A 1685-nucleotide genomic window follows, 5' to 3' on the forward strand; every position below is an offset into this window, starting at 1 on the left:
TTTATTATACTTTGATTGTTTTTTATGTGTCAAGTTTTATTATACAGGATTATGGTGCGGATGTTTGAATGGATCTCAGACGCCATTGACTGGATAGGCGACGGTATTTCGTCGCTTTGGGACAGTACGGTAGGCTCGGCGGTGGACGCAATTACCGACGAAATATGGGACATCATGTTTTCATGGTTGTTCAACCTCATTTACGGGGCGGTAGCTGATTTGTTTGAATTCATAAACGAAAGCACAAGCGATATTTTTGCCCTGTCGTGGGTGCAGTCGTTCATTGCATTGTTTCACAGTCTTGCATGGATGTTATTTGCCTGCGGAATGATAGTTGCGGTGTTCGATACGGCAATTGCATACGAATCGGGGCAGGCAAACATCAAAAACACCTGCATAAACGTTCTGAAAGGGTTTATGGCGGCGAGTCTGGTGACAGTTGTTCCTCAGCGTCTGTACTCGCTTTGCGTTGCTCTTCAAGGGACTTTCTCTTACGAGCTGTTAGGCGGTTTCATAGGGGCAACTTCATCAACTGTTGCAGGCACGGGACTTTCGGTCATAGTCGCTCTTGCCTCTGATGTATCGCTGTTCAGCCTGTTTTTCATAATTCTGTTCGGCTACTGCACGGTAAAAGTTGTGTTTGCAAACATCAAGCGAGGCGGAATAATGCTCTGTCAGATAGCTGTGGGAAGTCTGTATCTGTTCGGAGTTCCGAGGGGCTACACCGACGGCTTTTACAGCTGGTGCAAGCAGGTCATAGCAACCTGCCTGACGGCTTTTTTGCAGACAACGATATTGTATATCGGACTTCTGACGTACACTCAGCACCCATTACTTGCTGTGGGGATATGCCTGTCGGCAAACGAAGTGCCGAGGATAGCTCAGATGTACGGGCTTGATACCAGTGTTAGAGTCAATATGATGAGTGTTAGTCATACCGTTTCTATGGGAGCTAAAGCAGTCGGTATGCTGAAACATAATGCATAAAACTTAAATTCATATTTTTATATTGCTATTTATGATTTAATGTGGTATAATATGTTTGGATAGTAATAATTTCGATTTTTAGCATCAGCACACTGGGAATTCCAATAGATATTATTTCGTTAATGGTAAGTATATTGAGTTTATTTGATCTTGATTTTATCGGAGGCGGTAATATGGGATTTAAAGCATTTCTAAGAAAGGCTATAAGTGGCACTTGTGAGATGATTCTTGTGAATGTACCAAGTATGATGTTTTATTGAAATTATTATATATAAGTGCCATCAAGGGTTCGAATCCCTTGCATCTCACCAAGAACTCTGAAAGCAATTTCGGAGTTCTTTTTTTAGGAGGTCTGATAAAATGAAAACCTACATCTATCCCGAAAACCTAAAAGCTAACGTCAAACTATGGTTCTGGAACGTCCGTGACTTTATCATTATTTGCACAGGGCTGATCTTGTCGGTAGTAGTGCTTGTGAACCTGTGGAACGTTCTTCCCTTAGCGGCAACAGCATCTTATGCATTTCTTAGCCTGAGGGCTGACGAAACTTCGATCATAGACTATATTTTTAACGCTGTGAAGTTTTTTCTGACTTCGCAGCAATTGTATTTATGGAGGAAATTTTAAATGACAAAGAACAAAAACTAATCCTGTATAATAAAACTTGACACATAAAAAACAATCAAAGTATAATAAAA

The 1685-nt window shown here is 41.0% G+C and carries 2 protein-coding genes; both read left to right on the forward strand.

The features are described 5' to 3' along the window. Positions 1 to 60 precede the first annotated feature (60 nt). On the forward strand, positions 61 to 987 hold the full coding sequence (locus tag DWW81_RS13000; protein ID WP_117898191.1) for a conjugal transfer protein TrbL family protein: 927 nt from the start codon (positions 61 to 63) through the stop codon (positions 985 to 987). A 360-nt stretch (positions 988 to 1347) separates the two neighbouring features. Then, the gene (locus DWW81_RS13005) at positions 1348 to 1614 is read left to right on the forward strand and encodes a hypothetical protein (protein ID WP_117898190.1); all 267 of its coding nucleotides are present in this window, start codon (positions 1348 to 1350) and stop codon (positions 1612 to 1614) included. The last annotated feature ends 71 nt before the right edge of the window (positions 1615 to 1685 follow it).

The organism is Ruminococcus sp. AF17-1AC (genome assembly GCF_003461385.1).
GTDB lineage: Bacteria > Bacillota > Clostridia > Oscillospirales > Ruminococcaceae > Hominimerdicola > Hominimerdicola aceti.

What these genes read in the sequence shown, in the direction of transcription:
- DWW81_RS13005 (WP_117898190.1), top strand. Translation starts at nt 1,348, where the DNA reads ATGAAAACCTACATCTATCCCGAAAACCTAAAAGCTAACGTCAAACTA.
- DWW81_RS13000 (WP_117898191.1), top strand. Translation starts at nt 61, where the DNA reads ATGTTTGAATGGATCTCAGACGCCATTGACTGGATAGGCGACGGTATT.